Below are 24,681 nucleotides of genomic sequence, written 5' to 3'. Positions count from 1 at the left end.
CAAGGAGGTATCCAATATGGATAATAGTAGTTTAGCACATAGTAAATGGAATTGTAAATATCATATAGTTTTCGCACCAAAGTATAGAAGACAAATAATTTATGGAAAAATAAAAGCTGATATAGGAGCAATATTGAGAAAGTTATGTGACCAAAAGGGAGTAGAAATAATAGAAGCAAATGCATGCAAAGATCATATACATATGCTTGTTAGTATACCACCAAAATTGAGTGTTTCACAATTTATGGGATATTTAAAGGGAAAAAGCTCGTTGATGATATTTGATCGACATGCAAATTTAAAATATAAATATGGAAATAGGCAGTTTTGGTGCAAAGGATATTATGTTGATACAGTAGGAAGAAATAAAAAAGTAATAGAAGAATATATAAAAAATCAAATTCAAGAAGATTTAGCTTATGAACAAATGAGTTTAAAAGAATACATAGACACGTTTACGGGTGAGCCGGTAAAGAAAGGCAAGTAATAAACCCCTTTAGGGGTAGCCAGTAAAAATATGCGGTTGGCAAACCGTTCGACGTGCGAGTAGCACAGCCAGTAACAGAGCCTTATAGGCGTAGAGCAAACCACCCGTTTTACGGGTGGTCCTGATTTAGAATAAAATTTCTATAGTAGTATAACTTTCGACATTTATTATAATAAGAAAAATAATAATAGTAGTAAATAAAGTTATAATATTAACTGAAAAAAGTGTAATAAATTACAATTATGTTGAAAGCTAAGGAAAAATTTATTTTATATGGCACCACCATTTGACATAATTTTAATTCAATGTATGGTATTGTTTTATTATTAAATAATATGTAGAGGGGTAAGGGAATTATGAAGATAAATAAAACATTAAGTACAATAGTAAATATTAATGAGAAAGAAGTTAAGTATATTTATAGAATGACTGAAAAAAACATAAGAAATAGACAAGCGTTTGGAATTGAAATTGAAAGACAAGATTTTAATGATGGACAAGTAGTAAACCTAGAAAGAGATTATGTGAGTTTAGTAGCAAGTGAAGAAAAAAGAGCTAATGATATATTACTATTATTATTTAATAATTTAGTTTCACCTATACATCTAGTAGATATTGTTGGTGAGTATTCTGATTTGTGTGCAGCTGAATTTTAAAATTATATTTACATAAAGGATGGTTATAGAAGATAATTAAGTTATTCTTATGCATATATAATTTAACAAAAGAGGTGATTTTATGATATTGGGAATTGGAACAGACATAATAGAAATTGATAGAATAAGCAGAGCAATAGACAATACACCAATGTTTTTAGAGAAGATATTTACTAAAAGGGAAATTGAACAACTAACTAGAAGTAAACTTAGAGTTGAGAGTGTCGCAGGAAATTTTGCGGTAAAGGAAGCAGTAAGCAAAGCATTAGGAACTGGAGTTAGAGGGTTCAATTTTAAAGATATAGAAGTCTTAAGGGATGAACTAGGTAAACCTGTAGTAGAAGTATCCGATAAGATAAAAGAACTAATAAAAGTTAATAATTATTTATTTAATGTTTCTATTTCTCATAATAGAACTTGCGCAATTGCATTTGTAGTACTAGAATCGCAACAATCTACATAATATTTATATAGTTATAATTAACATAAATAATATTTTTTAGGTAACTTAACAATAAATTATGAATAAAATCAATAAGTATTTAATATTAGTAATAATGAAATAGTGATTATGGGAGGATTTATGAGAAAAAAAATTATTATAACATTATTACTTATTATACCTTTTATATCTATTGTTCTTGTTGTTATTTTTAGAGGGGTACTTTCACCAAATAACGAGGAGATAATTAGGGAGTTAAAAAATATTAAATGTTATGAAACAAAAGTTGAGTACATAGTGAAGAATAGCAAAGGAGAAGAAAGAGAGGAGACGACGCAGTATTATTCGAAAGATGATGGTGTGAGAATTGAATTTGCTGATGAAAAAGTTAAGCTTTATAAATCAGATGGAATTCATGTAAAGGATAATTCATCTACTGGAGAATATATAGTTGATAATGAAATGGATATACTTCATTCCATGGCATTTATGAATAAGATATTATCTTATCCATTAAAGAGTGAATCTGTAAAAGAGGGACAAGAAGAATGGGGAGATAAAATATATATACAGGTAGATACAGAATTATTTTTAAATAATGAGCATTTTAATAGTGCTAGAATTTTTATAAATAAAAAAACAAAAACGCCTATTGGAATTATAGTTTATGATAAAGATGGTAATGATTCAATGAGAATAATATATGAAGACTTTAAAATTCTTAAAGAAGTTGAAAAAGAGTTATTTAATTAAACTTTTTAGATCAAGTATAAATGAATACTGAATTTAAGATGAAAATTCAGTATTCATAATATAAACTGAATTTTTAGTTAAAATTATAGTAAACCAATGATTAAATTATAGAGAAATATTATAAAGAAAATTTAGCCAATGTAGTATTTAGTTCAATCTAGCTGTATTTTTGATAGTGACAATCTAGGTACATAGTAATCATCTTAAGAGAAATGATTTTAATATACTTTATAAAATTAAAAAATGTAAAAAATTATAAAATTTACGCCTATAGTGACATTTCTATTTACAAAATGACATATTTTGAAATATAATTTTCTTATACATAGGAAATAGAACTCCTAGGAGGTCAAATATGTCAAAAAATATAGATAATATAATTATTCGTAAATTTAAGGATGATTTTGAAAAAAGTAGTAAATTTATTAAAGATAGTTTAATAGTATATAGTGAGGAGAATGAAGCAAGTGAGTTCTTTGAATTAATGAAAAATGGATATAAGGAAATGTCGAAAATTAATTTAGAACTTTCATATGATACTCATTCATCACAAAAGTCACTTAAATACAAGTTTGATGATATAAATGAATATGAGAAATGGCTTTGCGGAGTGTGATATTTTTAATGACGACTATGGTTGTAAAAAGAGGGGATATTTTTTATGCAGATTTAAGTCCTGTTATAGGCTCTGAGCAAGGTGGTATTAGACCTGTAATTATAATACAAAATGATATAGGTAATAAGTATAGCCCTACTGTAATAGTAGCAGCTATAACTTCTCAAATTAATAAGGCCAAGCTTCCAACACATGTTGAGATTTCTTCAGAGGAATATGGATTAAATAGAGATTCTGTTGTGTTATTAGAGCAAATAAGGACTCTAGACAAAAAAAGGCTTAAAGAAAAAATAGGTCATATGACAGAGGCTGATATGAAAAAAGTAGATAAATCATTACTTATTAGTATAAGTCTAGCTTAAATATTTAATTTAACTAACTAAAAAAGACAATGCAGTTATGTATTGTCTTTTTTAGTATAAATTCAGTGAAAATATATATGAAAAAACATATGTGATATACAATTAGAAAACAATAATGTATACTTTAATTTAAAATAGTGTATACAAATTAAAAATCATGTGTTAAAATAAATTTGGGTAATTTACATAATTAAAGAGTATAATAAAGTATATTAATATAAATTATTACGACGGAGGCTTTTAAATGGTTAATAATGTAGAAGAATTAAAATCAATATCTAAACTAATCAGAAAAGATATAGTTTCAATGTTAACAGAATCAGCATCAGGACATCCAGGAGGATCTTTATCTTCAGCTGATATTGTGACTACACTTTTCTTTAAGGAAATGAACATAGATCCAAGTAATCCAAAAAATCCAGATAGAGATAGATTCGTACTATCAAAAGGTCATGCGGCACCAGTTTTATATAGTGCTTTAGCAAGAAAAGGATTCTTCCCAGTAGAAGAATTAAGTACTTTAAGAAAATTTGGATCAAGATTACAAGGACATCCAAGTATGAAATGTTTACCTGGTATTGATATGTCAACAGGTTCTTTAGGTCAAGGAATTTCTTCAGCAGTAGGAATGGCTTTAGCTGGGAAAATAGATAATAAAGCATATAGAGTATATACTATTTTAGGTGATGGTGAATTAGAAGAAGGCCAAGTATGGGAAGCTTCTATGTGTGCTGCGCACTATAAATTAGATAACTTAACTGCTTTTATAGATTTTAATGGACTACAAATAGATGGAAATATAGAAGATGTTATGAATCCATCACCAATAGATAAAAAGTTTGAAGCTTTTGGATGGAATGTATTAGTTATAGATGGACATAATTATGATGAAATAATAGATGCTATAGAAAAAGCAAAAGCGTGTAAGGATAAACCAACAGCAGTTATATGTAAGACTGTTAAAGGAAAAGGTGTATCATTCATGGAAAATGAAGCTGCATGGCATGGTACAGCACCAAGTAAAGAGCAATGTGAAAAGGCTTTAGCTGAGATTGGAGGAGACAGATAATGAGTAAGAAAATCGCTACAAGAGAAGCATACGGAAAAGCATTAGCAGAATTAGCAAAAGAAAACGAAAATGTAATAGTATTAGATGCTGATTTATCTAAGTCTACAAAAACAGCTGACTTTAAAGCAGTTTGCTCAGAAAGATTCTTCAATATGGGAATAGCTGAAGGAAATATGATGGGAGTTGCTGCAGGTTTATCTACTTGTGGAAAGATTCCATTTGTAAGTACTTTTGCAATGTTTGCTGCAGGTAGAGCTTTTGAACAAATAAGAAACTCAATCTGCTATCCTAAATTAAATGTTAAAGTTTGTGCTACACACGCTGGATTAACAGTTGGAGAAGATGGAGCATCTCACCAAACTGTTGAAGATTTATCATTAATGAGAAGTATACCAAACATGGTAGTTATTTCACCTGCAGATGCAGTTGAAACTATGGCTGCAATTAAGGCTATAGCTAAATATGATGGACCTTGCTATGTAAGATTAGGAAGAGCTGCAGTTAATGTTATAAATGATGAAAACACTTATGAATTTAAATTAGGAAAAGGTGTTGTAGTATCAGAAGGTAAGGATGCAACTATAGTTGCAACTGGAATTATGGTTGATGCTGCTATAGAAGCAAGAGAAATTTTAGCAAAAGAAGGAATTGATGCTAAAGTTATAAACATACACACAATCAAACCTTTAGACAATGAATTAATCATTGAATCAGCTAAGGAAACGGGAGTTATAGTAACTGCTGAAGAACATAGCATAATTGGTGGGTTAGGATCTGCTGTTGCAGAAGTTGTTACTGAAAAGTACCCAGTACCAGTTTTAAAGGTTGGAGTTAACGATACTTTTGGAGAAAGTGGTAAGCCAGATGAATTATTAAAGGCTTATAACTTAACTGCACAAGATATAGTTAATAAAGTTAAAGAAGCAATTACTTTAAAAAAATAGATTTATATATACCACAAAACAGTTATTTTACCACTTAAAACTGCGATAAAAAATCGCAGTTTTTTTTGGGTTAAAAAAGGTATATAATTATTAAGGATATTAAAGAGATTAGGATAAAAATTATATTTATGAGGGAAAATAATACAAATAATTTAAATTTTAAGGAGAATTTATATGAGTAAAGGGAATTTTAAGGATTTTGTGTTAATAACTATTGGAATTCTGTTAGTTGCAATATCTGTAGTATATTTTTTTGATCCCAATAATATTGCAGCTGGAGGAATAACAGGTTTAGCTATTGTAATAAATCATTACATACCATTTATATCTATAGGTCCCCTTGTTCTAATGATGGATGGGGTTTTATTTATAATTGCATTAATATTAATAGGACCTAAGTTTGGAGCTAAAAGTATATATTGTAGTCTTTTATTGTCAACTTCTATGTGGGTTATGCAAAAATTTCTGCCATTTAATGTGACAGATGATTTAATGTTAGCAACGATATTTGGTACATTAATAGCGGCGGGTGGAATGGCGATTGTATTTAACGCTAATGCTTCAAGTGGAGGAACTGATATAATTGCTAAGATTCTTAATAAATTTTTCCATTTTGATATAGGTAAATCATTACTTATGGTAGACTTCTTAGTAACTTTACTTGGTGCTATCACATTTGGTATAAAAATGGGGCTATATGGTTTATTAGCTGTAATAATTAATGGAGTTGTTATTGATAAGATAATAGCAGGCTTTAAAGTAAAAAGCGAAATAACTATAATAAGTGAGAAAAATAAAGAGATTAGTAAATATATATTAAAAGATTTAGAAAGAGGATGTACTTTTATTAAAGGTGTTGGAGGATTCACCGGAAAAGATACTGCAATGTTATATACTGTTTTAGATAGGAGTGAATTTATAAAGTTAAAAAAGCATATTAGCAAAATTGATAAGTTTGCTTTTATTACAGTTGGGGAAGTACATGAAGTTATGGGTGAAGGGTTTAAAGGAATAGATGAGGATTAAAAATTAAATAAAGATAGGAGATACTTATGCAGAAAATTAAAGAATACTTATTAACTACGTTAGGAATAGCATTAACAGCAATAGCTCTAGAATACTTTTTCTTTCCATGCGATATTGCAGCAGGAGGAGTATCAGGAATAGGATTAGTTATTAATAAACTTTTAGGTTTAGACACTAGTATGGTTGTGCTTGTTCTTAATATTGTACTATTTATATTAGCATTTGTTGTTTTAGGTAAATCTTTTGGGGGTAAAAGTATTTATGCAACAATAATGCTTTCAGTATTTATGTGGATAATTGAAAAGTTTTTCACACCAGGAGTTTTAACTGAAAATATGTTTTTAGCTAGCTTTTTCGGATCAATTATACTTGGGATGGGAGCAGCTATAGTATTTCATCAAGGTGCATCTACAGGTGGAACTAGTATTATAGCTGCAATTATTAGTAAATTCACTCCAATAGGAATAGGGATATCTGTATTACTTACAGATTCATTTGTTTGCATATTAGCTATTAGTGTATTTGGTGTGGATAAAGGATTATTTGGATTCTTTAGCGTAATTTTAATAGGATTAGTTATAGATAAGTTTATAGATGGATTTAATAGATGTAAGCAAGTATTTATAATTACATCAAAAGAAAAAACTATAGTTAACCATATAATAAAAAGTATTGATAGAGGATGTACAGTTCTAAATGGTCATGGGGGATATACAGGAAGTGATGTAAAAATAATTTACACAGTATTAAGTACAAAAGAATTTATAGCGTTAAAAAAATATGTAAAAGAAATAGACCCAGATGCGTTTGTAACTGTTAATGAATCAACAGAAGTTCTTGGAAAGGGCTTTACTGATTTTCAATAGAAATATAGTAATATGAGGTAATTACACCTGAAATATTGGTATTATGCCTTTTTGTATGATATAATGGCTTTAGACTTTTTAAAAATGTTAAACTTAAAGTTGTAAGAGGTGTTATTTATGATAGAATTTAAGGACGTGTCCAAGATATACGATAATAATGTTAAGGCATTAGCAAATGTAAATATAAAAATAGATTCAGGAGATTTTGTTTTCTTAGTTGGACCATCTGGTGCTGGTAAATCTACTTTTATAAAAATGTTATTAAAAGAAGTAGATCCAACAATGGGAGATATTATAGTGGCAGATAAGGAATTATCTAAAGTAACTAGAAAACAAATACCGTATTACAGAAGAAAAATTGGAATGGTATTCCAAGATTTTAGATTAATACCTACTTTAAATGTATATGAAAATGTTGCATTTGCAATGAGAGTAGTAGAAGCTTCTCAAAGAGAAATAAGAAGAAGAGTACCTATGGTATTATCATTAGTAGGATTATCTCATAAATATAAAATGTTCCCTAATGAATTATCAGGAGGAGAACAACAAAGAGTATCTTTAGCAAGAGCTATAGTTAATAATCCAGCTGTGTTAATAGCCGATGAGCCTACAGGGAACTTAGACCCAGAAACAGCAAAAGAAATAATGGGATTATTAGAAGATATAAATAGAGCAGGAACAACTATATTAATGGCAACTCACGCAAAAGACATAGTTGATAATATGCAAAAGAGAGTTATAGCTATTGATAAGGGAATGATAGTAAGAGACGATAGAAAGGGGATGTACGAAAATGAAAATTAGCACGTTAAACTACTTTATAGTAGATGCTTTAAAAAGTATAAAGAGAAATAGGACAATCAGTGTAGCTGCTATGATAACTGTATTAATAACTTTTTTCGTTTTTGGTACATTTACTTTATTAGCATTAAACTTTAATAAAAGTATAGAAGATGTAGCATCTAAAATTCAAATTCAAGTATATTTAAAAGATGACATAAAATTAGTTGATCAAAAAGAGATAGAACTTAAATTGATGGAAGATCCTCAAGTAAGTGAAGTTACATATGAATCTAAAGATGAAGCCTTCTTAAATTTAAAAGAAAACTTAGGAAGCAATGCTGGATTATTAGAAGGATATGATTTAACTAATAACCCATTACCAAGTTCATTTATAGTTAATTTAAAAGATCCTTCATATGCTGGAGAGGTATCAAAATCAGTTGAAAGTATGACTGGTGTTGAAGGTATAGGAAATCAACAAGAAGTAATTAACACAATAAGTAAGTTTGTTGATGTAGTTCAAATCGTAGGTATAGGATTATTTGTAGTATTCGTAGGTGTTTCAGTATTCTTAATAATGAATACAATCAAGCTTACAGTTTACTCAAGAAGAAGAGAAGTCGGAATAATGAAGTTTGTTGGTGCAACAGACTGGTTTATTAGATGGCCTTTCGTTATTGAAGGTATAATAATTGGTGCAGTTGGCTCATTAGCATCAAGTATAGTATTATACTTTGCATATAATGGTATATTTAAGTGGATTGTTTCATCTATGTTTATAGTAAACTTAGTACAACCACAATTTGTTTTAACAACTTTATTAGCTTGCTTTGTTGGAGGCGGTATAGTAGTTGGAGCAATAGGAAGTATATTTGCATTAAGAAAATTCTTAGTTGTTTAGTATATAGAATTTGTTAATTAGGCAAAAATAAAGATATATATAGAAATCATATAAAACTACAACTCGTTACATTTGTTATGGGTTGTAGTTTTAAGTGAATAAAGGGTAATTTTAGCTAATATAAATTATTTATAGAAAGGAAAGAGCAATAATGGAGAATTTTAATGGAGAGGGAAATAAACCCAAAAAATCTAAAAAATCCACAAAAAAAATATTTAAATACTTAATTGGAGCAGGAGTCTTATTAATAACATATGGAGGAGTATTCTATTTAGGAAATACACTGGCTACAAAAGGTGTTATTATGGGTTCTGTACCTGAAAAGGCAGTTAGTGACTTAGAAGATATTCAAGATACTGAAAAATACTCAAATTTATTTAATCTAAGAAGCATGTTATTTTCTATGTACGATGGGGAAATAGATGATGAGGTGCTTTTAGAGGGTGCTATGAAAGGAATGGCTGAGTCTTTGGGAGATCCATATACTGTATATATGGATAAAAATGAATTCACAACATTTATGGAATCAAGTCAAGGAAGTTTCTATGGAATAGGAGCACAATTAGGTGTTAGAGATGGTAATGTAAGTATAATAGCCCCAGTTGAAGGATCACCAGCAGAAAAAGCAGGTTTAAAAGCTGGAGATATAATATTAAAAGTTGATGATTATGAAGTGGTAGATTTAAACACAGAAGCAGTTGTATCTAGAGTTAGAGGAGAAGAAGGTGTTCCTGTTACTTTAACTATAAAACGTGAAGGTATAGATGAGCCATTAGAAATAGAAATAGTAAGAGCTGAAATAAAGACTGAATCAGTAAAAGGTGAAATTCTAGAAGATGGAATAGGCTATATTCAAATAACAACTTTTAGTGATGAAGAAGTAAGTGATAAGTTTAATGAAAAATTAAATGAATTAAAACAACAAGGAATGAAAAAACTAATATTAGATTTAAGAGGAAACCCAGGTGGATACTTAAATGAATGTGTTGAAATAGCTTCTAACTTCATTCCTGAAGGAGAGGTTGTTACTTACACTATTGATAAGTATAACAAAAAGGTAATATCAAACTCAATAGGCGGAGATGCAATTGGAATGCCAATGGTTGTACTTGTTGATGGTGGAAGTGCTAGTGCTTCAGAAGTTGTAACTGGTGCTTTAAGAGATCATGAAGCTGCAACAATAATTGGAACAACAACTTTTGGTAAAGGTATAGTGCAACAACTTAAAGTGTTACCTAATGATATGGGAGGACTTAAAGTTACAACATCTAAATATTACACACCAAATGGTGAAAATATTCATGGTACAGGAATAGCTCCAGAAATAGTTGTAGAGATTCCACAAGAAATATTACAAAAGGATTACGATAGAAGCATTGATCCACAATTTCAAAAAGCATTAGAGGTAGTAAGAGAGAAGAATTAATTAGGAGGCTCAGAATGGATTTAATAATTCATAGCTTAAAGTCTATAGCAGTAGCAATAATTGAGCCAATGCATTTAGTTATGCTTGTAGTTTTTGGGATAATATTTTATTTTAAAAATGTTAGGATAGTTTCTATTCAAAAAATGACATTAGGAGAGGGGATAAATTCCCCTCTAGAACTTACATTATCTCAAATTGTATTAGGAATATTAGCAGGTGCAATTGGAAGTATAATATTATCAGTACTTGGAGTTACATTTAGTGAGAATTCAGGGATAGAATTTATATTTATGATATCAATATTATCTTTGTTTTATAAAAAGAAATACATATCATATGCCTACTCTGCAGCTATATTAGGTATTATAGGAATTGCTTTAAAGCTTGCCAGTGATATTACTGGAATTAAGTTGTTTCTAAATGTTGATATATTATCATTAATGACTTTCATAGGAGTTATATACATAATTGAAGGATTTTTAATTATGTTTGATGGAAGCAGAGGAGCAATACCAGTGTTCACAAAAAAAGAGGACAAAATAGTTGGAGGATTTTCATTTAGTAGATATTGGCCAATACCAGTTGCAATACTTATGATTTTTAGTAATAGCATACCTGGAGAAGAGTCAGTTTATTCTAATGTAGCCTCATGGTGGCCTATTATAAATAATAAAGCAATATTAGGTTTATTAAGTACTATTATGATAGCCAGTATTCCTTTGTATGGAATATTAGGATATAGTAATGTTACCTTTACACAAGAAAAGAAAACTAAATTACTTAGATGTGGTACAGCGATTTTAATATATGGTGTATCAGTTGCTTTAGTTTCACAATTAGCAGGTATTAATATATTAGGTCAAATAATAGCTATAATATATGCTCCATTAGCTTTTGAAGTAATTATGCGATATGAATACAGAGTTGAAAAGAAGGGTGAATGTTTATACGTTAGTGATGATGAAGGAATAATGGTTCTTGAAGTTACTCCAAATTCACCAGCATACGAAGTAGGAATTAAGCGTGGCGATAAGATAATAGAAATTAATGGACAAAATATTAGATCAGAGGGTGATATATTCAAGGCTGCTAGAGATAGTATACTTAAAGTTCCAATGAAAGTTAAAAACAATTCGGGACAAGTATTAGAATATATTATACAACCTAGAAATAAAAGGTTAGGAATGCTTTTGGTTCCTAAGATGGTTAAAAAAGAAGATATGTTTGAAATAAAGCCAGATGATTTAAAAAATATAATAAATGATCTGAAGAATAAAAATAGGGACTAATATAATTTAGTCTCTATTTTTCTTAGTAGGTATTAGTATTATAAAAGTTTTAAAAATGGTGGATATAAAAAATAAAATCTATTTATATTTTCTTAGTTTAAAGGTAATATTATTTTAGATAATTTAAGTTAAAGGTATATTTAAATTAATAAATAATAATTTGGAGGTGAGTATATGGGAGAATTTAAAATTCATTCTAAATTTAAACCAACAGGAGATCAGCCAATAGCTATTGAAAGTTTAGCTAATGGAATAAAAGATAATGAAAAGTATCAAACTCTTTTAGGAGTTACAGGATCAGGTAAGACATATACAATGGCAAATATAATAGAAAAAGTTCAAAAGCCAACAATAGTGTTAGCACATAATAAAACATTAGCAGCTCAATTATGTTCAGAATTTAAAGAGTTTTTTCCTGATAATATAGTTGAATATTTTGTTTCTTATTATGACTACTATCAACCAGAAGCATATGTTCCACAAACAGATACATTTATTGAAAAAGATGCAGCTATAAATGATGAGATAGATAAATTAAGGCACTCTGCTACATCAGCATTATTTGAAAGAAGAGATGTTATAATAGTAGCTTCAGTTTCATGTATTTATGGATTAGGTAATCCAGATGAGTATAAAAAACTTACTATTTCTTTAAGAGTAGGAATGGAAAAAGATAGAGATGAGATAATAAAGAAACTTATAGAAATTCAATATGAAAGAAATGATATTGATTTTTCAAGAGGTACTTTTAGAGTAAGAGGAGATTCTTTAGATATTATTCCAGCTTCATCATCTACAAAGGGGATTAGAATTGAATTCTTTGGTGATGAGATAGATAGAATAAGAGAATTTGATGTTTTAACAGGAAAAATATTAGGTGAAAGAGAGCATGTTGCTATATTCCCAGCATCTCACTTTGCTGCCTCAAAAGAAACATTAGATAAGGCAATAAAGGAAATAGAAGATGAACTTGAGGAAAGATTAAAAGAATTAACGTCACAAGATAAATTATTAGAAGCTCAAAGATTAAGACAAAGAACTAATTATGATATAGAAATGATTAAGGAAATGGGATATTGTAGTGGAATAGAAAACTATTCAAGAGTATTAGATGGAAGAGCACCAGGTACTCCACCTAAAACCTTATTAGATTACTTCCCAGATGATTATTTAATGTTTATTGATGAAAGTCATGTTACATTACCTCAATGCAGAGCAATGTATGCAGGTGATAGATCGAGAAAAGATACATTAGTTGAATATGGATTTAGGTTACCGTGTGCATATGACAATAGACCGTTAAAATTTACTGAGTTTGAGAAAAAAGTAAATCAAGTTGTTTTTGTATCTGCCACTCCATCACAATATGAGTTAGAGCACTCAACTAACATAGCAGAGCAAATCATAAGACCAACAGGGCTTTTAGATCCAATAGTTGAGATAAGACCAGTTACTGGACAAATAGATGATCTTTATGCTGAAATTTTAAAAACAACAGAAAGAGGTTTTAGAACTCTAGTAACAACTTTAACTAAAAGGATGGCAGAAGACTTAACTAAATATTTAACTGAATTAGGAGTTAAAACAACTTATATGCATTCTGATATAAAAACTATAGAGAGAATGGAAATAATAAGAGATTTAAGATTAGGAAAGTTTGATGTACTTGTTGGAATTAACCTTTTAAGAGAAGGATTAGATATTCCAGAAGTTGCTTTAGTTGCAATTTTAGATGCTGATAAAGAAGGTTTCCTACGTTCTGAAACATCAATGGTTCAAACCATAGGAAGAGCGGCAAGAAATTCTGAAAGTAAAGTAATTATGTATGCAGATAGAATGACGGGATCAATGGATAGAGCAATTAAGGAAACTAATAGAAGAAGAGAAATTCAAATGAAATATAATGAGGAGCATGGAATTGTTCCTAAAACTATAATAAAAGGAATTAGAGATGTTATTGAAGCAACGAAGGTTGCAGAAGAGTCTGCTGATTACGGTATTGATGAAGCTGTTGAGCTAACTGCTAAAGATAAGAAGAAGTTAATTAAACAATATACTGAAGAAATGAAAGATGCAGCTAAAAACCTTCAATTTGAAAGAGCCGCTGAACTTAGAGATATGATTAATAAACTGAATTCTTAGTGTTAGCTTATATAAAACTAATTTCCTAGGAAATTACATTTAATATTTTTATCTATACCATTTATAATTCTCATAATTAAAAATGATATAGATATGTTATAATAAAAGACGAAAAGTTTTGAAATCAAATGTATATAGTAATTAATGTTAATATACATTTATAATGAAATTCCATAGCCCCATATATATATTAAAACTGATTCTTAGTGAGGAATCAGTTTTTTTTTATTTTGCAAATTATATTTATTTGGTATAATTTGTATAGTAGTTAATATAAGGGAGAATGAAGAAATGAATTCAAATAAAAAGATATTAGTTGTTGAAGATGACTGGGATATTAATGGACTTTTATGTAAAATACTAATTCAAAATGGATATGAGGCTAGGGGCGCTTATTCTGGAAGTGAAGCAAAGATGTGTATAGAACAATTTGAGTATGATCTTATAATTTTAGATTTAATGCTACCTGGAATATGTGGTGAAGAATTATTAGTTGAAATAAGAAAAAAACATTTTATGCCTATAATAGTAGCATCAGCTAAAACTAGTTCAGAAGATAAAATATCAGTACTTAAAATGGGTGCAGATGACTTTATAAGTAAACCCTTTGATATTAATGAAGTATTAGCAAGAGTTGAAGCTCAATTAAGAAGATATACTAAGTTTTCTAATATTAATAATATACATAATAAAATAAAACATAAAAATTTAGAGTTAGATATGGAATCAAGGCAAGTACATGTTAATGGAGTAGAAATTAACTTAACTGTTAGAGAGTTTGATATATTAGAACTACTAATTAGTAATCCTAATAAAGTATTTACTAGAGCAAATCTTTTTGGATCAGTTTGGAAAGATGATTTTATGGGGGATGATAATACTGTAAATGTACATGTTAGTAATCTAAGATCTAAGATTTCAAAAATAGATAAGGAAAATGAATATATTCAAACAGTATGGGGAATTGGATTTAAACTAAAGGAATAATCTACATAAAGCGCATGCCTCTGGGGTTAATCAAAACATTGGATTAACCCTAGAGGCATACTTTATTTTTAAACTTAATACTTTCTTAATGTTTTCTTTAAGCTATCTTACAACTATGATTATAGAATGTAATCAAGGTAAGAGATTAAGTAAAAATAATATAAATATATTAGTTAAACCTAGGGGGTAAATAAAAATGAATGAAGTTATATTAAAGACATATAACATTACAAAGAAATATGGAAATAAGTTAGCTGTAGATAATGTTAATATGACAATTAAAAAAGGTGAGATATATGGATTTATTGGTCAAAATGGAGCAGGAAAAACTACATTAATTAGACTTATTACAGGGTTAATTCATAAAAGTGCTGGAGAAATAGAACTTTTAGGAGCTAGTGGTGAAAGTGAATTAAATAAAGCAAGAACAATGGTTGGAAGTTTAATTGAGACACCTTCATTTTATACAAATATGACAGCAAGAGAAAATCTTGAAGTATCTAGGTTGGTAAGAGATATACCAGGTAAGAAGTGTATAGATGAGGTATTAGACTTAGTAGGATTAAAGGATGTTGAAAAAAAGAAAGTTAAAAACTTTTCTTTAGGTATGAGACAAAGATTAGGAATTGCAAATGCATTAATGGGTAATCCAAAACTTCTTATATTAGATGAGCCTATAAATGGACTTGATCCAATGGGAATAATTGAAATAAGAGAACTTTTAAAGAAGATAAACAAAGAAAAGGATATGACAATATTAATATCCAGTCATATATTAAGTGAGTTATCAGAGCTTGCAACTACCTATGGAATAATATCAGAAGGAAAGTTAATTGAAGAAATAACATCTAAAGAACTATCAGAGAAGTGTAGACAGTATATAAATTTAAAAGTTGATGATACATCTAGAGCAGTAACTTTATTAGAAAGAGAGTTAGGAATAAGTGATTATGAAGTTTTAGAAAATAAAAATATAAAGGTATTTTCTAATTTAGATAATGTAGGAGCGGTAAATTCTTTACTTTCAAAGTCAGGCGTTATTGTTGAAAGTATAAATGTTAAAGGTGAAAATTTAGAAGAATACTTTATGAATACAATTGGAGGTGGTTTAAATGCTTAAGGCAATACAAGCAGAGTTATATAAATTATTTAAAAATAGAACATTTAGAGTACTAGTAGTAGTTGGAATTTTATTATCTACACTAACAATAGTTATGTGTTCACCAGTTTTTGATAACATACTTAATGATAGTTTGGGTGATATGCCTCAGGAACAAAAGGATGCTCTTATGCAGCAAATGACAAGTATGTCAGATAGTGATGCAATTGTGACACCAGGTGAACTAGGAATTCAATTGCAAGCTAAAGATATGATGAACCCAACTTCAATAGAAGTATATCATGCTTCATTTGGATCAGGGATTATGGAAATATTAATAGGAATATTAGTTGCAGCTTTAATAGCAAAGGAATATTCACAAGGAACAATTAAAAATTTCTTAGCTTATGGGAAAAGAAGAGAAGAGTTTTATTTAGCAAAGTTTGTAGCTATGATTGTGGGTATTGCAATAATTTCAGCTGTTATGACTATATTGCCAACAATAGTAGTAACTATTATGAATGGATGGGGTGAATCATTTGAGTTTTCACAAGTATTAGGAATGATAAAAACATTTGTAGTATCAGTAGTAGCTAGTTCAGCAGTAGCTGCAATAGCAATGGTTATAGCAACATTAGTGAAAAGTAATGGGGCTACAATTGGAATAACAGTAGCAATATTTATAGGTGTTCCAACCTTTGGAGGATTTTTATACGGAATATATACTTGGTTTGATAGAGTTTATGAAGTGTTACCATTTTATAATTCAGCATTAGCAACTTCTATTAAAGCAGGAAATGGAGATTTACTTAGATCTTTACTAATTGCATTAGTAACAATAGCAATTTCATTATTTGCAGGAATAAGAATATTTAAAGCTCAAGATATTAAATAAGAAGAGATGGTGATTTAAATATTATGAACGTTAAATTAGAAAAATATATTAAATTAAGTTTAGGATTAATTATTTTTATTTTAGGAATTATATCGTTTATTATATTACCTAACAAAGTTGGAATGCAGATTTCAATAAGTGGGGAATTACAAAATTATATGCCAAAGATAATTGCTGTTATTATACCAATTACAGTATATGGATTTGGATTTTTACCAAATAGAAATGGACAATCTTCAGAAATAAAAAGATATATAATATTAGCATTGCTAGCCATAGTTATTCAAGGTTTTATGTTGATTTCAAACTTATAAATTTAGGATAAAAAATTCTTATATAAAGGAGAATAAGTATGTTAGAAATAAAGAATTTTTCAAAAGCATATTCAAAAGGGAAAAAGGCAGTTGATAATATATCATTAACAGTTAATGGTGGAGAGATATTTGGTTTTATAGGCCATAATGGAGCTGGAAAAACAACTACTATTAAGGCTATAGTTGGTATTTTGGAATTTTCAGAAGGAGATATATTAATAGATAGTAAATCTATTAAGAAAAACCCAATAGAGTGTAAAAAAATAATGGCATATATTCCAGACAATCCAGATCTTTATGAGGCATTAACTGGTATTCAATATTTAAGCTTTATAGCAGATGTGTACAAGGTAAGTAAGGAACAAAGGGAAAAATTAATTAAATATTATGGAGATAAACTAGAGTTAACTAAATATCTAGGTGATTTAATATCCTCCTATTCACATGGAATGAAACAAAAGCTTGCAGTAATATCAGCATTAATTCACAAGCCTAAGCTATTAATTCTTGATGAGCCTTTTGTTGGACTTGATCCTAAGGCAGCTCATACTCTTAAAGAAATAATGAGAGAAATATGTAATGAAGGAAGTGCAATATTTTTCTCAACACATGTGTTAGAGGTTGCAGAAAAGCTATGTGATAAAATTGCAATTATCAAAGGTGGAAAAATAGTTACCATAGGAACTACTGAAGAAGTAAAAGGAAAGAATTCTCTAGAAGATGTGTTTATGGAGTTGATTGATAATGAGTAATTTATTTGTTTTACTAAAAAATTCATTTATAAATAGCACAGGAGTTAATTCTTTATGTAAAGGTGTAAGTTCTTCTAAGGAAAAAAGAAAGCTATTAATTACTACGGGGACATTGTTGTTAATAGCAGCAGTAATATGTTTTATGACAACATCATATTCAATTGGATTAGCTACAGTGTTAAAGCCAATGGGATATTTAGATTTAATATTAGTAGTTGCTGTGTTATTTTCCTGTATTTTAAGCTTTATAACATTAATCTATAAAGCTCAAGGGACATTATTTAGTTCAAGGGATTATGATTTATTAATGGCTCTTCCAATAAAAAATAGCACAATATTAACTAGTAAAATATTAATCTTAATGTCTATAAGTTATATAGGAACAGCACTTATAATAGTACCAGCATCAATAGTCTACTTTATTTATAATGGAAGTTTATCATGGATTTTCTTTATTGTATTAGCAATAGGGTTAATATTTATCCCAATGATTCCTATAATAGCAGCCTCAATAATAGCTGTAGTTATAACTTTTATATCATCAAGATTTAAGCACAAGAATATTGCAACTATAGTTGTTGGAATGATAACTTTTCTATTAATTATGGTAGCTTCTATGAATATGCAAAATTATATCAATGCATTTATTACAAATAGCGATTCAATAGTAAAAGGTATATCTAGCATATATCCGCCAGCAATGTATTTGAAAGAAGCATTAATAAATTACGATATAGCTTCTTTAATAAAGTTTGCACTAATATCAATAATTCCATTTGTGATATTCATATTTGTTTTTAGTAAAACATTTAAAACTATAAATGGAAAGTTAGGAGAAAGTTATAAGAAAGCAAACTATAAAGTAGTTAAATTAGAAAAAAATAGTGTAACAAAAGCTTTGGTAAATCAGGAGTTAAGAAGATATTTTGCAACACCAATTTATGTTATGAATACAGCAGTGGGAATGGTCTTATTAATTGGAGGGGCTATAGCTACATTGTTTATAAATAAAGAAACACTAGTAGAACTTTTAGGATATCCTGAAATAGCAAATATGATTCCAATAGGAGTATTAGTTGTATTAGTTTTTACTATTGGATTATCTTGTATAACAAATTCATCTATATCATTAGAAGGAAATAGATTATGGATATTAAAATCATTACCAATAGAGCCTAAGAATATATTTAAGGGTAAAATAATAGCTAATTTAGTAATAACAATTCCAGCATCAATAATAGCTAATATAATATTTTATATAGGATTAAAATTCGAGATTAAATATCTAATATTGAATTTATTAATAAGTATAGTATTTGCAGTTATATCAGCTGTTTTAGGCTTAATAATTAATTTATATTTTCCTAAAATGGAGTGGACAAATCCTACAGTAGTAGTAAAACAAAGTGCAAGTGTAATGATTACTTCTTTAGGAATAATGGTATTATCAATAGCAATTGTTGGGCTATCACTTTGTTTAATTAAAGTATTTAGTATTACTAATATAATGGTTATTTTAAGTGTAGTTTTAGTTATATTCTTAATAGTTTTATTTGTTTCAATTAAAGTATTAAATAATATGTGTACTGAAAAATTTAATAGATTATAGAAGAAAGATTGCCTCTGGGAAAAGTCATTATTATAGATATTTTCTACAGGGGCAACTTGTTTTAACTTATAGATTATTGGAAATATTTTATATATAGAATATAATAGATTTAAGAATGTGGTTGTATGATTACTATAAAATAAGTATTGGGACTTTATACATAGTATATGATATTGTATTTAAAATTCTATATACAGTGTATTAAGTTAGATATAGGAGAAATAATGGGTATTACATGTATTTTAATAGCAATAATTATTGTTTTAATTGCTATTATTATAGGCTATAAAAGAGAATTTAGAAGAATAAGAAAAGAAATTAATAATAATTTAAATGATTATATAAATATAAAAACAAAATCTGTAGATAAGGATTTAGAAGCTCTAGTTGCAGAAGTAAATTTAATATTTGATTCAAAACAAAAAGTTATGGCAGAAAAGAAGAAAACTGAAGAAGAATTAAGAGCAAGTATAGCAAATATGTCACATGATTTAAGAACTCCATTAACATCAATAATGGGATATTTACAAATGATCAGACTAGAAAATATTTCGGAAAATGATAAAAATGAGTATATGGATATAGTAGAAAAAAGAACAAAGTCATTACAACAGCTTATAAGTAGTTTTTATGATTTATCAAGAATAGAAGGAAATGAGTATAACTTCCAGTATAAGAAGGTTAATTTAAACAACATATTATGCGAAAATATAGCTATATTTTATAATGATTTTATAAATAATAATATTGAACCTATTATTGAAATTGATGAAGATATTAAGGAAATTATATCGGATGAGGGTGCAATTACCCGTATTTTCTCAAATTTAATAGGGAATATGATTAAGCATGGTGAAAACTTTGTAAAAATAACATTAAAACAAGAAGAGGATGTAATAATAACAGAATTTATTAACAAAGCAACAGAATTAACTGAAGAAAATGTGGATAAACTCTTTGAAAGATTTTATACTGTGGATAAATCAAGGAGTGATAGAAATACAGGGCTTGGGTTATATATAGCAAAGGTACTAGTAGAAAAACTAGGATATAATATAACTGCTACAATAGGCAATGAAAACTTAGTAATAAAGATAATATGGAAATAAATAATATACATTCATAAATGCAAGTAAATTAGATAATAACTATTTACTTGCATTTATTTTATATATAAATAATGAAATAGATTCAAAAATTATTGAAATAAAAATACTAATATGCTAGTATACTAGTAAGAGGGAAACTTTTGTTTGTTAAAAAGCTATATTATAGATTAGTGTTAATGTGATTACATAAATATTTATTGTTAAACACACCATTCATAAAATATGATGTCCACATAAAAGCATTAACACTAACTACAGAAATCTCTTAAAATAACTAATAGTAGGTGAAATTTATGAGTAATTTTTTAGATAACTTTATTAAGAAAAAAGACTTTCTAATTTGTATAGATTCTGATGGATGTGCAATAGATACTATGGATATTAAGCATATAAAATGCTTTGGACCATGTATGGTGACAGAATGGAATCTTGAAGAATGGAAAGATGATATATTAGAAAGATGGAATGAAGTTAATCTTTATACATTAACTAGGGGAATAAATAGATTCAAAGGCTTAGCTGTAGCTCTTATAGAAATTAATGATAAATACATACAAATAGATGGGTTAGATGAATTTGTAAGATGGACTGAAGAAACTAAAGAGCTTTCAAATGAGTCTTTAGAAGCTGAAATAGAGAAAACAAATAATATTTGTTTAAAAAAGGCGTTAGAATGGTCTAAGTTTGTAAATAAATCAATTGATTTGTTAAGCGATGATGAAAAATGCCCATTTGAAGGGGTAAAAGAAGCTATTATAACAGCTAAAAAAGTTGCAGATATAGCAATAGTATCATCTGCAAATGAAAAAGCAGTTTTAGATGAGTGGAGTCAACATGGTCTTTTAGAAAGTGTTGATATAGTTTTAACTCAAAATATTGGCTCAAAAGCTTATTGTATAAATAAACTTATTGAAAAAGGATACAGCAGAAATAATGTATTAATGGTTGGAGATGCTTTAGGTGATCTTAAAGCAGCTGAAGAAAATGAAGTTTTATACTATCCAATAATGGTTAGAAAAGAAAAAGAATCATGGTTTAGATTTACTAAAGATATTTTAGAAAGATTCACTAATAATTTATATAATGGTAAATACCAAGAAAAAGTTATAGCAGAATTTAAAGCAAATTTATCTAAATAAAGCTATCTAACAAGGGGATGTAGTAAGGATGAATGATTTAGGTTTTAGAAGTAAAAAAGTATTGGGGTTTGGAGAGATAATGTTAAGGCTTACTCCACCCAATAACCAAAAAATAATACAGGCAAATTCATTCGAAGCTGTGTATTCAGGTGGAGAAGCAAATGTCATAGCAAGCCTTGCTATATTAGGTCATGATACTAAGTTTGTAACTAAACTTCCTAATAATTATTTAGGAAAGAAGGTTATTAGTAAGTTCAGAGGTTATAACGTTGATGTAAACGATATTGTTATAGGTGAAGGTAGATTGGGTGTATATTACTCTGAAATTGGACATGGCCTTAGAAGCACTGAAGTTATATATGATAGAAAATATTCAGCAATATCTATGGCATCAAAAGATGAATTTAATATAGATGATATGTTGAAAGGTGTTGGATTAGTTCATCTATCAGGAATAACTCCAGCTTTGAGTAGTGATTTAAAGGAACTTATAATAGATATTTCAAAGGCTTGTAGAAAACAAGGAATTTTAGTTTCTTATGATTCAAATTATAGATCAAAGTTATGGTCTATAAATAAAGCCAAGGAAGTGTTAGAAGAAATATTACCATATATAGATTTTGCATTTTTAGGACATCTAGATATGGTTAATATATTAAAATTTGAGGATAACAACTTAGAATTTGAGGAAAAATTACAATATCATTATGAAATGCTATTTAAGAAATATCCAAACTTAAAATATGTAGCATGCACTAGAAGGACTGTAAATTCAATTAATAATAATACATTAAAAGGATATTTATTTAATGGAAAAGAACTATTAAAATCTAATTCATATACTTTTGATATATTAGATAGAGTTGGTGGAGGAGATGCATTTACAGCAGGAATATTACATGGAATTTTAAATGAAATGCCAAATGAAAGAATTGTAGAATTCGGGACATGCGCTAGCTCATTAAAACATTCAATAATAGGTGATATAAATATAATTGATGAAGATACAATTAATTCAGTTATAGATAATGGACTATGTAATGTAAAAAGATAATAAAATTATATAGATTTTTATAATAAAAAAGGGTTGAAAAATTATATTTTAGGAGGAATTAGTATGTTATATCCAATAATGACGGAATCAAGACAATTAATAGACTTAAATGGTATATGGAGATTTAAATTAAATGAAGGAAATGGCTTAACAGAAGAGTTAAGTAAAGCACCATTAAAAGATACTATAGAGATGGCTGTACCATCATCATATAATGATTTAGTAGAAAGTCAAGAAGTAAGAGATCATGTTGGATGGGTATGGTATGAAAGAAGTTTTACTATTCCTAAAACGTTACTTAATGAAAGAATAGTATTAAGATTTGGTTCAGTAACTCATGAGGCAAAGGTATATTTAAATGGGAAATTATTAGTTGAGCATAAGGGTGGATTTACTCCTTTTGAAGCAGAGATAAATGATTTATTAATAACAGGGGATAATAGATTAACTGTAGCAGTAAATAATATAATTGATGAAACTACGCTACCAGTAGGATTAGTAAAAGAAGTAGAGGTAAATGGCAAGAAAGTCATAAAAAATTCAGTTAATTTTGATTTCTTCAATTATGCGGGTATACATAGACCGGTAAAAATATATACAACTCCAAAAAGTTATGTAGAAGATATAACTATTGTTACTGATTTTAAAGAAAATGATGGATATGTTGATTATAAGGTAAAAACTATAGGTAAAGGTAATGTTAAAGTAACTATAATTGATGAAGAAAATAATATAGTTGCAGAAGGCGTAGGAGAATCAGGCAAGCTAACTATAACTGATGTACATTTATGGGAGCCTATGAATGCATATCTTTATAAGTTAAAAGTAGAATTAGTAAATAATGAGGAGAGTGTTGATACTTATTTTGAGGAATTTGGAGTAAGAACAGTTGAAGTAAAAGAAGGAAAATTCTTAATTAATAATAAGCCATTCTATTTTAAAGGATTTGGGAAACATGAGGATTCTTATGTAAATGGAAGAGGAATAAATGAGGCTATTAATGTAAAAGACTTTAATTTAATGAAGTGGATTGGAGCAAATTCTTTTAGAACAGCTCATTACCCATATTCTGAAGAAATAATGAGACTTGCAGATAGAGAAGGTATAGTTGTAATTGATGAAACACCAGCTGTTGGATTACATTTAAACTTTATGGCAACAGGTTTTGGTGGAGATTCTGCTAGAAGAGACACGTGGAAGGAAATTGGAACTAAAGAAGCTCATGAAAGAGTTTTAAGAGAGTTAGTTTCAAGAGATAAAAACCATCCATGTGTTGTAATGTGGTCTGTAGCAAATGAGCCAGATTCTGATTCAGAAGGGGCAAAAGAATATTTTGAACCATTAATAAAATTAACAAAAGAATTAGATCCACAAAAGAGACCTGTTACTGTAGTTACTTACTTAATGTCTACACCGGATAAATGTAAAGTTGGAGATATAGTAGATGTATTATGTTTAAATAGATATTATGGATGGTATGTAGCTGGTGGAGAACTAGATGAAGCTAAAAGAATGCTTGATGAGGAATTAAAAGGTTGGGAAAAAAGATGTCCTAATACTCCAATAATGTTTACTGAATATGGAGCAGATACTGTGGCAGGAATGCATGATACAGTTCCAGTTATGTTTACTGAAGAATATCAAGTAGAATACTATAAAGCTAACCATGAGATTGTAGATAAATGTAAGAATTTTATTGGAGAACAAGTGTGGAATTTTGCTGATTTTGCTACAAGTCAAGGTATTATAAGAGTTCAAGGAAATAAAAAGGGTATATTTACTAGGGAAAGAAAGCCTAAGATGATAGCTCATTCTTTACGTGAAAGATGGACTAATATACCTGAATTTGGATATAAAAAATAAAATATTAATATTTTATTTTTACAGACTGTTGACAAAGTGTCAACAGTCTTTAATTTTATACAAATATGTAATATAATATAAAATATATTAATTTATTA

Annotated in this window: 25 protein-coding genes; all 25 read left to right on the top strand. The window is 28.3% G+C overall.

The genetic code is table 11. The annotated features are described in order from the left end of the window. The first annotated feature begins 16 nt into the window (after nucleotides 1-16). The 25 genes from tnpA to uidA all read left to right on the top strand — a co-directional run bounded on the left by tnpA (nucleotide 17) and on the right by uidA (nucleotide 24,583). Nucleotides 17-487: an IS200/IS605 family transposase gene (gene tnpA / locus HCG76_RS15150; RefSeq protein WP_221719011.1), complete on the top strand. Its 471-nt coding sequence runs from the start codon at nucleotides 17-19 to the stop codon at nucleotides 485-487. Between the two features lie 356 nt (nucleotides 488-843). Then, nucleotides 844-1,143, top strand: coding sequence for a DUF6514 family protein (locus tag HCG76_RS15145; RefSeq protein WP_221701423.1), 300 nt, complete (start codon nucleotides 844-846; stop codon nucleotides 1,141-1,143). Between the two features lie 82 nt (nucleotides 1,144-1,225). Continuing rightward, nucleotides 1,226-1,606 carry a holo-ACP synthase gene (gene acpS, locus HCG76_RS15140; RefSeq protein ID WP_221701424.1) on the top strand — a complete coding sequence of 127 codons (381 nt, stop codon included), beginning with the start codon at nucleotides 1,226-1,228 and terminating at the stop codon, nucleotides 1,604-1,606. A gap of 120 nt (nucleotides 1,607-1,726) precedes the next feature. Further along, the gene (locus tag HCG76_RS15135) at nucleotides 1,727-2,338 is read left to right on the top strand and encodes a germination lipoprotein GerS-related protein (RefSeq protein ID WP_221701425.1); all 612 of its coding nucleotides are present in this window, start codon (nucleotides 1,727-1,729) and stop codon (nucleotides 2,336-2,338) included. A gap of 355 nt (nucleotides 2,339-2,693) precedes the next feature. Next, the gene (locus HCG76_RS15130; protein ID WP_221701426.1) at nucleotides 2,694-2,954 is read left to right on the top strand and encodes a hypothetical protein; all 261 of its coding nucleotides are present in this window, start codon (nucleotides 2,694-2,696) and stop codon (nucleotides 2,952-2,954) included. A gap of 8 nt (nucleotides 2,955-2,962) precedes the next feature. Beyond that, the gene (locus HCG76_RS15125) at nucleotides 2,963-3,316 is read left to right on the top strand and encodes a type II toxin-antitoxin system PemK/MazF family toxin (protein WP_005212255.1); all 354 of its coding nucleotides are present in this window, start codon (nucleotides 2,963-2,965) and stop codon (nucleotides 3,314-3,316) included. Between the two features lie 244 nt (nucleotides 3,317-3,560). Further along, on the top strand, nucleotides 3,561-4,385 hold the full coding sequence (locus tag HCG76_RS15120; RefSeq protein ID WP_221701427.1) for a transketolase: 825 nt from the start codon (nucleotides 3,561-3,563) through the stop codon (nucleotides 4,383-4,385). Then, entirely contained in the window at nucleotides 4,385-5,329 is a 945-nt protein-coding gene (locus HCG76_RS15115) for a transketolase family protein (protein WP_221701428.1), read from the top strand. Before HCG76_RS15120 ends, HCG76_RS15115 begins: the two co-directional genes overlap by 1 nt. A gap of 174 nt (nucleotides 5,330-5,503) precedes the next feature. Then, nucleotides 5,504-6,355, top strand: coding sequence for a YitT family protein (locus HCG76_RS15110; RefSeq protein ID WP_221701429.1), 852 nt, complete (start codon nucleotides 5,504-5,506; stop codon nucleotides 6,353-6,355). Nucleotides 6,356-6,381: 26 nt separating this feature from the next. Beyond that, complete coding sequence (locus HCG76_RS15105) at nucleotides 6,382-7,221, top strand: YitT family protein (RefSeq protein ID WP_221701430.1); 840 nt, start codon at nucleotides 6,382-6,384, stop codon at nucleotides 7,219-7,221. A gap of 117 nt (nucleotides 7,222-7,338) precedes the next feature. Further along, a complete protein-coding gene (gene ftsE / locus HCG76_RS15100) occupies nucleotides 7,339-8,025 on the top strand; it encodes a cell division ATP-binding protein FtsE (protein ID WP_221701431.1) in 687 nt (228 codons plus the stop codon). Continuing rightward, nucleotides 8,015-8,905, top strand: a complete 891-nt coding sequence (gene ftsX / locus HCG76_RS15095) for a permease-like cell division protein FtsX (protein WP_221701432.1) — start codon at nucleotides 8,015-8,017, stop codon at nucleotides 8,903-8,905. Before ftsE ends, ftsX begins: the two co-directional genes overlap by 11 nt. A 151-nt stretch (nucleotides 8,906-9,056) precedes the next feature. Further along, on the top strand, nucleotides 9,057-10,331 hold the full coding sequence (locus HCG76_RS15090) for a S41 family peptidase (RefSeq protein ID WP_221701433.1): 1,275 nt from the start codon (nucleotides 9,057-9,059) through the stop codon (nucleotides 10,329-10,331). A 14-nt stretch (nucleotides 10,332-10,345) separates the two neighbouring features. Beyond that, nucleotides 10,346-11,620, top strand: a complete 1,275-nt coding sequence (locus tag HCG76_RS15085) for a PDZ domain-containing protein (RefSeq protein ID WP_221701434.1) — start codon at nucleotides 10,346-10,348, stop codon at nucleotides 11,618-11,620. A 174-nt stretch (nucleotides 11,621-11,794) separates the two neighbouring features. Further along, on the top strand, nucleotides 11,795-13,762 hold the full coding sequence (gene uvrB / locus HCG76_RS15080; protein ID WP_221701435.1) for an excinuclease ABC subunit UvrB: 1,968 nt from the start codon (nucleotides 11,795-11,797) through the stop codon (nucleotides 13,760-13,762). 291 nt (nucleotides 13,763-14,053) lie between these two features. Next, nucleotides 14,054-14,749 (top strand): response regulator transcription factor, encoded by a 696-nt coding sequence (locus HCG76_RS15075; protein WP_221701436.1) that lies wholly within the window; start codon nucleotides 14,054-14,056, stop codon nucleotides 14,747-14,749. A gap of 196 nt (nucleotides 14,750-14,945) precedes the next feature. Then, nucleotides 14,946-15,869 carry an ABC transporter ATP-binding protein gene (locus HCG76_RS15070; RefSeq protein ID WP_221701437.1) on the top strand — a complete coding sequence of 308 codons (924 nt, stop codon included), beginning with the start codon at nucleotides 14,946-14,948 and terminating at the stop codon, nucleotides 15,867-15,869. Beyond that, nucleotides 15,862-16,743, top strand: a complete 882-nt coding sequence (locus HCG76_RS15065; RefSeq protein WP_221701438.1) for an ABC transporter permease subunit — start codon at nucleotides 15,862-15,864, stop codon at nucleotides 16,741-16,743. The genes HCG76_RS15070 and HCG76_RS15065 overlap by 8 nt, the downstream gene beginning before the upstream one ends. Nucleotides 16,744-16,766: 23 nt before the next feature. After that, complete coding sequence (locus HCG76_RS15060; protein ID WP_221701439.1) at nucleotides 16,767-17,057, top strand: hypothetical protein; 291 nt, start codon at nucleotides 16,767-16,769, stop codon at nucleotides 17,055-17,057. Between the two features lie 38 nt (nucleotides 17,058-17,095). Further along, on the top strand, nucleotides 17,096-17,809 hold the full coding sequence (locus HCG76_RS15055; protein ID WP_221701440.1) for an ABC transporter ATP-binding protein: 714 nt from the start codon (nucleotides 17,096-17,098) through the stop codon (nucleotides 17,807-17,809). Beyond that, nucleotides 17,802-19,418, top strand: coding sequence for an ABC transporter permease (locus HCG76_RS15050; RefSeq protein ID WP_221701441.1), 1,617 nt, complete (start codon nucleotides 17,802-17,804; stop codon nucleotides 19,416-19,418). The genes HCG76_RS15055 and HCG76_RS15050 overlap by 8 nt, the downstream gene beginning before the upstream one ends. Before the next feature lie 224 nt (nucleotides 19,419-19,642). Continuing rightward, nucleotides 19,643-20,527 (top strand): sensor histidine kinase, encoded by an 885-nt coding sequence (locus tag HCG76_RS15045; protein WP_221701442.1) that lies wholly within the window; start codon nucleotides 19,643-19,645, stop codon nucleotides 20,525-20,527. Nucleotides 20,528-20,820: 293 nt separating this feature from the next. After that, nucleotides 20,821-21,666, top strand: a complete 846-nt coding sequence (locus tag HCG76_RS15040; protein ID WP_221701443.1) for an HAD family hydrolase — start codon at nucleotides 20,821-20,823, stop codon at nucleotides 21,664-21,666. Between the two features lie 28 nt (nucleotides 21,667-21,694). After that, the gene (locus tag HCG76_RS15035; protein ID WP_221701444.1) at nucleotides 21,695-22,720 is read left to right on the top strand and encodes a sugar kinase; all 1,026 of its coding nucleotides are present in this window, start codon (nucleotides 21,695-21,697) and stop codon (nucleotides 22,718-22,720) included. A 63-nt stretch (nucleotides 22,721-22,783) separates the two neighbouring features. After that, nucleotides 22,784-24,583, top strand: coding sequence for a beta-glucuronidase (uidA, locus tag HCG76_RS15030; protein ID WP_221701445.1), 1,800 nt, complete (start codon nucleotides 22,784-22,786; stop codon nucleotides 24,581-24,583). The last annotated feature ends 98 nt before the right edge of the window (nucleotides 24,584-24,681 follow it).

Source organism: Clostridium sp. K13, assembly GCF_019734195.1.
GTDB lineage: Bacteria > Bacillota > Clostridia > Clostridiales > Clostridiaceae > Clostridium.
The sequence above is the reverse complement of the archived record's forward strand: the minus strand, read 5'-3'. Positions and strand labels throughout refer to the sequence as shown.